Source organism: Cellulomonas septica, from assembly GCF_012396155.1.
GTDB lineage: Bacteria > Actinomycetota > Actinomycetes > Actinomycetales > Cellulomonadaceae > Cellulomonas > Cellulomonas septica.
The window spans coordinates 1-5100 of sequence record NZ_JAAXOY010000216.1 but is presented as its reverse complement, the minus strand read 5'-3'; the positions used below and the strand labels follow the sequence as shown (position 1 = coordinate 5100).

Annotated in this window: 6 protein-coding genes; 4 read left to right on the top strand and 2 right to left on the bottom strand. The window is 75.1% G+C overall.

Annotated features, from left to right (window positions below; all coding sequences use genetic code 11):
* Positions 1 to 246 precede the first annotated feature (246 nt).
* Positions 247 to 795 carry a GNAT family N-acetyltransferase gene (locus tag HGA02_RS09820; RefSeq protein ID WP_168678850.1) on the top strand — a complete coding sequence of 183 codons (549 nt, stop codon included), beginning with the start codon at positions 247 to 249 and terminating at the stop codon, positions 793 to 795.
* 22 nt (positions 796 to 817) lie between these two features.
* On the opposite strand, the gene HGA02_RS09815 is transcribed toward HGA02_RS09820, so the two are convergent.
* Complete coding sequence (locus tag HGA02_RS09815) at positions 818 to 1411, bottom strand: TetR family transcriptional regulator (protein WP_168678849.1); 594 nt, start codon at positions 1409 to 1411, stop codon at positions 818 to 820.
* 95 nt (positions 1412 to 1506) lie between these two features.
* Here HGA02_RS09815 and HGA02_RS09810 point away from each other — a divergent pair, with 95 nt between their 5' ends.
* The 3 genes from HGA02_RS09810 to HGA02_RS09800 all read left to right on the top strand — a co-directional run bounded on the left by HGA02_RS09810 (position 1507) and on the right by HGA02_RS09800 (position 4432).
* Positions 1507 to 2571: an ABC-2 transporter permease gene (locus tag HGA02_RS09810; protein ID WP_168678848.1), complete on the top strand. Its 1065-nt coding sequence runs from the start codon at positions 1507 to 1509 to the stop codon at positions 2569 to 2571.
* A gap of 70 nt (positions 2572 to 2641) precedes the next feature.
* Complete coding sequence (locus HGA02_RS09805) at positions 2642 to 3514, top strand: phosphotransferase (protein WP_168678847.1); 873 nt, start codon at positions 2642 to 2644, stop codon at positions 3512 to 3514.
* Between the two features lie 75 nt (positions 3515 to 3589).
* Entirely contained in the window at positions 3590 to 4432 is an 843-nt protein-coding gene (locus HGA02_RS09800) for an endonuclease/exonuclease/phosphatase family protein (RefSeq protein ID WP_168678846.1), read from the top strand.
* Between the two features lie 49 nt (positions 4433 to 4481).
* Here HGA02_RS09800 and HGA02_RS09795 read toward each other — a convergent pair.
* On the bottom strand, positions 4482 to 5100 hold a 619-nt coding region (locus HGA02_RS09795; protein ID WP_281357142.1), incomplete at its 5' end, for an FAD-binding domain-containing protein.

Below are 5100 nucleotides of genomic sequence, written 5' to 3'. Positions count from 1 at the left end.
ACGCGCGGATGACCGAGCACGGGGTGCGATTCCGCGAGGAGCCCCGGTACGAGTCCTACGGCACGGTCGCCGTTTTCGAGGACCTGTACGGCGGTGCGTGGGACCTCATCGAGCCGCCTGCCCGCTGCGCGGGGTGACGTCGTGCGGCGCGGCGCGGCGGCGCGCTGCAACACGGGGGTCACACGGCCTCCCTACGATGCGAGAGACGCGCCGGGACGACCGGCGCAGACGGGAGACGACCGGGCGATGGAGAAGCCGACGCTGCAGGGCGAGATGATCGTGCTCCGGCCGATCCGCGCGGACGACTCCGACGCGATGTGGGACATGCTCGCGGACGCCGAGGGCAACCGGCTGACGGGCACCACCGCGACGTTCACGCGTGAGCAGGTCGACGCCTGGGCCGCGAGCCGCGCGACCGCCGAGGGCCGCTACGACTTCGCCGTCACGGCCAACGGGAGCGACGAGTTCCTGGGCGAGATCGTGCTCAACGACATCGACGAGGTCGTGCGCAGCGCGAACCTGCGGCTGTCCATGCGCCCGGCCTACCGCGGTCGCGGGTACGGGACCGAGGGCATCCAGCTCGTGCTGGGCTTCGCGTTCGACGGGTTGGGGCTGCACCGCGTCGAGCTCGACGTGCTGAGCATCAACGCCCGCGCCAAGTCCCTGTACGAGAACATCGGCTTCCGCGTCGAGGGGCGCCGACGCGACGCGTACCGCGACGGCGACGGGTGGTGCGACGCGATCGTCATGTCGATCCTCGAGGACGAGTACCGCGCGACGCAGATCGCGCCCTGACCGCCGCGGCTGCCGGTGGCCGTCAGCGCGGCAGGTAGCGCTCGACGGCCGCGAGGTACGCCTCGCCGTCGAAGTCGCGCGAGACCGTCGACTGGATGACGTAGCCCTGGACGGCGGCGAGCAGCAGCGGCACCTGCTCGGTGCCGAGGGCGTCGGCCGCCTCGGGCGGCACGTCGTGGGTGCGCTGGTGCCACAGCGACACGTACCCCCGCAGCGCGGCGGAGAGGCGGTCGACGGTGCCCACCGCCAGGTCCGCGATGTCGGGGTCGGTGACGGCCTCGCCCCAGAGCTGCAGGAGGACCGCGGGGTCGCCGACCTCGCGCCGGATCGCGTCGACGAGGACGCGGACGACGCCGGGCGGGGGCGTCATGGGCGTCGTGCGTGCGAGCGCCTCGATGTCCCCGAGCCGGGCGCCGACGATGCGCGACGCGACGCCGACGACGAGCGCGCCCTTGCTGGGGTAGTGGCCGTAGATCGCGCCGGCGGACAGGCCGGACTCGGCGATGATGTCGGCCATCGACGTCGCCTGGAAGCCGGTGCGGCGGAACGCGCGGAGGGCGGCGTCCGCGATCTCGTCGCGGCGGGCGGCGCGGTACTCCTCGGTCACCTTGGGCACGCCCGAGCATAAAAACGAACGAACGTTCTTGACAAGCGCGGGCGGTGAGGTCCAGGCTCGACAGCGAACGAACATTCGTTTTTGAGGAGCCCACCATGTCCCGCACCGGCACCACCCCGCACACCCCGTGGGGGCACGTCGTCGCCGTCGGCGCCGCGCTCGCCGCCGTCCTCACCGTCGTCGCGCTCGCGTTCCTCTGGCCGTCGGTCACCGCCGAGCCGCACGACCTCCCCGTCGCGGTCGCCGGTCCGCCGGCCGCGGCGGAGCCGTTCGCGCAGGGGATCGAGGCCCAGGCACCCGGCGTCTTCGACGTCGTCCCGGCCGCCGACCGCGCCGCTGCCGTCGAGCTGATCGAGACCCGCGAGGTCTACGGCGCGGTCGTGCTCGGGACGCAGCCCGAGGTGCTCACCGCCTCCGCCGCCAGCCCGATGGTCGCCCAGCAGCTCGCGACGCTCGCGCCCGCCCTCCAGGCGCAGCTCGCCGCCGCGACCGGGGAGGCCGTCACGGTGACCGTCACCGACGTCGTCCCGCTCGGCGCGGGCGACCCGCGCGGCATCGTCCTCGGCGCCGCCACGTTCCCGCTCGTCCTCGGCGGCATGCTCGGCGGCATCGGGATCGTGCTCACGGTCGTCGGCGTCCGCCGCCGCGTCGCGGCCGTGCTCGGGTACGCCGCGCTCGGCGGCCTCGCGATCACCGCGGTCCTCCAGTCCTGGTGGGGTGTGCTCGGCGGCTCGTTCTGGGTGACGAGCGGCGTCGTCGCGCTGACGATCCTCGCGGTCGCGGCGGTCATCGTCGGGTTCACCTCGCTGGTCGGCCGTCGCGGGCTCGCGATCGGGCCGGTGCTGTTCCTGCTCGTCGCGAACCCGATCGCCGCCGCGGCGATGCCGTGGCAGATGCTCCCCGCGCCGTGGGGTGCGATCGGCCAGTGGCTGCCGCCCGGTGCCGGCGCGACGCTCCTGCGCGACACGTCGTACTTCCCGGCCGCGGACACGACCGCCCCGTGGCTGACGCTGACCGCGTGGGCGGTGCTCGGTCTGACCCTGGCGCTCGTCGGGCACCTCCGTGACGCGGGGGCCGCGACCCGCGCGGCCCTGGCCGAGGCCGCGGGCGATGCCGTCGCCGTGGACGGGGACCGCACGCCGCAGGTCGTGCCCGCCTAGCGGGGCCGAGCCGATCCCGCATCGGGAAAACCCGCTGCTGCGCCGTCGTGCACCGTCCTACCGTCGGGCGGTGCACGACGACGAGCTGACCATCACCGCCGACCAGGTCCGCGCGCTGATCGCGGACCAGCACCCGCGCTGGCGCGACCGTCCCGTCCAGCCCCTTCCGCACCGCGGCACCGACCACGCCCTGTTCCGGCTCGGCGACGACCTCGCGGTCCGGATGCCCCGCATCGCGTGGGCGCGTGAGGCCGTCGACCGCGAGCACGCGTCGACCGAGCGGCTCGCGGGCCTCGTCGAGGTCGAGGCACCGGTGCCCGTCGCGGCCGGCGAGCCCGGGCACGGCTACCCCTGGCGGTGGTCGGTGGTCCGGTGGGTCGCCGGGGAGACGCCGGTGCGGCCCACCCCTGACCTCGCGCTCGACCTGGCGGGCGTCGTCCGGCGCCTGCGCGCGCTCGACCTGCCGGGTCGACGCCACGAGCGTCGCGGGCACCCGCTCGGCGACCTCACCGACCAGGTCGCCTCCGACGCGGAGGCCGTCCGGGACGAGGTCCCCGTCGATCTCGTCCTGCACGCGTGGCACGAGTCGTGCGCGGCCGAGCCGTGGGACGGGCGCGGCGTCTGGCTGCACGGCGACCTCGCGCCCGGCAACCTCGTCGTGCGGGACGGGCGGCTGGTCGGGCTGCTCGACTGGGGCGGCGCCGGGCTCGGCGACCCGGCCGGCGACCTCGGCCCCGCGTGGAACTTCTTCGACGCCCCGTCCCGTGCGGCGTTCCGCACCGCACTCGGCGACGACGACGCGACGTGGCTGCGTGGACGAGGGTGGGCGCTGCGCCAGGCGCTGCTGCAGCTCCCGTACTACCGGACCCGGTACGTGCCGCTCGCCGACCACGCCCGCGCGACGATCCGCGGCGTCCTGGAGGACGCCGGCCTCGCGACGTGACGACGGCACCGTCCCCGGCGCTCGGCGCGACGGCTGCGCAGGACCGCACCGGGTGTCGTCGGGCAGCATGAGGGGATGCCGCCCGTGCCGGACGTACCGCCGGACTTCTACGGTGCGCTCGTCGAGTCGACCGTGCGCGTCGTGACGTGGAACGTCTGGGGCCGGTACGGCGACTGGGAGGCGCGCGAGGCGGCCGTCGTCGCGACGCTCGCCGAGGCGCGACCCGACGTGGTGGTCCTCGCCGAGTCGTGGGCGACCGCGACCGAGAGCCAGGCCACCCGGCTGGCCGGCCCGCTCGGACTGCCGCACCACACGTTCAGCGGGGTGCCCGCGCAGGAGGACGAGAGCGCGCTGTCCGGCGTGGCGGTGCTGTCCCGGTGGCCGACGACACGGACCGCGAGCCACACGTTCGGCGCCGCACGCGTCGAGGAGGTCGAGATCGCGGGCCCGAGGGGCGCTCTGCAGGTCTACGGCGTCGTCCTGGACGCCTGGTGGTTCGACGAGAGCGAGGCGCGGCAGGGCGCCGTCCGCGACCTGCTCGGGCACGTGCGGCACGCGGCCGACGAGCGGGTGCCGCTGATCGTGTGCGGCGACTTCAACTGCGACCCCGAGAGCGACGAGATCCGCATGCTCACCGGCAGGACGGCCGTGCCCGTCCCCGGGCTGTCCTTCTACGACGCCTGGGAGGTCGCGGCTGCGCGCGACGCACCGGACCCGTCGGGCGCCACGTGGTCCCGCAGCAACCCGCACGCGGCGACGCTCCTGTGGCCGGACCGTCGGATCGACTACGTGTTCTCGGCGACGCGCCGGCGCGGCGGCGTGGGGCACCCGGTCGCGGCGCGCCTGCTCGGCAGCGAGCCCGTCGACGGGACGTGGGCGTCCGACCACCGGGCCGTGCTGGCGGACCTCCGCTACTGAGGTCGCCGGCGAGGCGGGGCCGCGTGTCGCCCCCCTGCCCGGCGCGGTGTCAGCGCATCCGACCGAACGCCTCCAGGGCGACCTCACGCTCGGTGGCGTGGTCGACGACCCGCTGCGGGTAGTCCGGCGCGGCGCCGGAGGGGAGGCGCCACGGCTCGTGCACCGCGGCGCCCGGCACGTCGCGGAGCTCGGGCACCCACTGCCGCACGTACCGGCCGTCGGGGTCGAACTTCTTGCCCTGCAGCACGGGGTTGAAGACGCGGAAGTACGGCGCAGCGTCGCGCCCGGTGCCCGCGACCCACTGCCAGTTGAGCTGGTTCTGGGGGACGTCCCCGTCGGCGAGCCACGCGAGGAAGTGCGCCGCGCCGCGCTGCCACGGCAGGTGCAGGTCCTTGACCAGGAACGACGCCGTCACCATGCGCACGCGGTTGTGCATCCAGCCGATCGCGCGGAGCTGGCGCATCCCGGCGTCGACCAGCGGGTAGCCGGTGCGCCCGTCGCGCCACGCGTCGAAGAGCGCGTCGGTCGACGGGCCGCTCGCCCACGCGGCGTCGAGGTGCAGCGCCTGCGTGTTCATCGTCAGCGTGCTGAACAGCACGTTGTCGGCCTCGGTGAGCGTGCGTCCGGGGCGGTGCAGGTAGCGCGTGCCGGGCTCGAGCTCGTCGTAG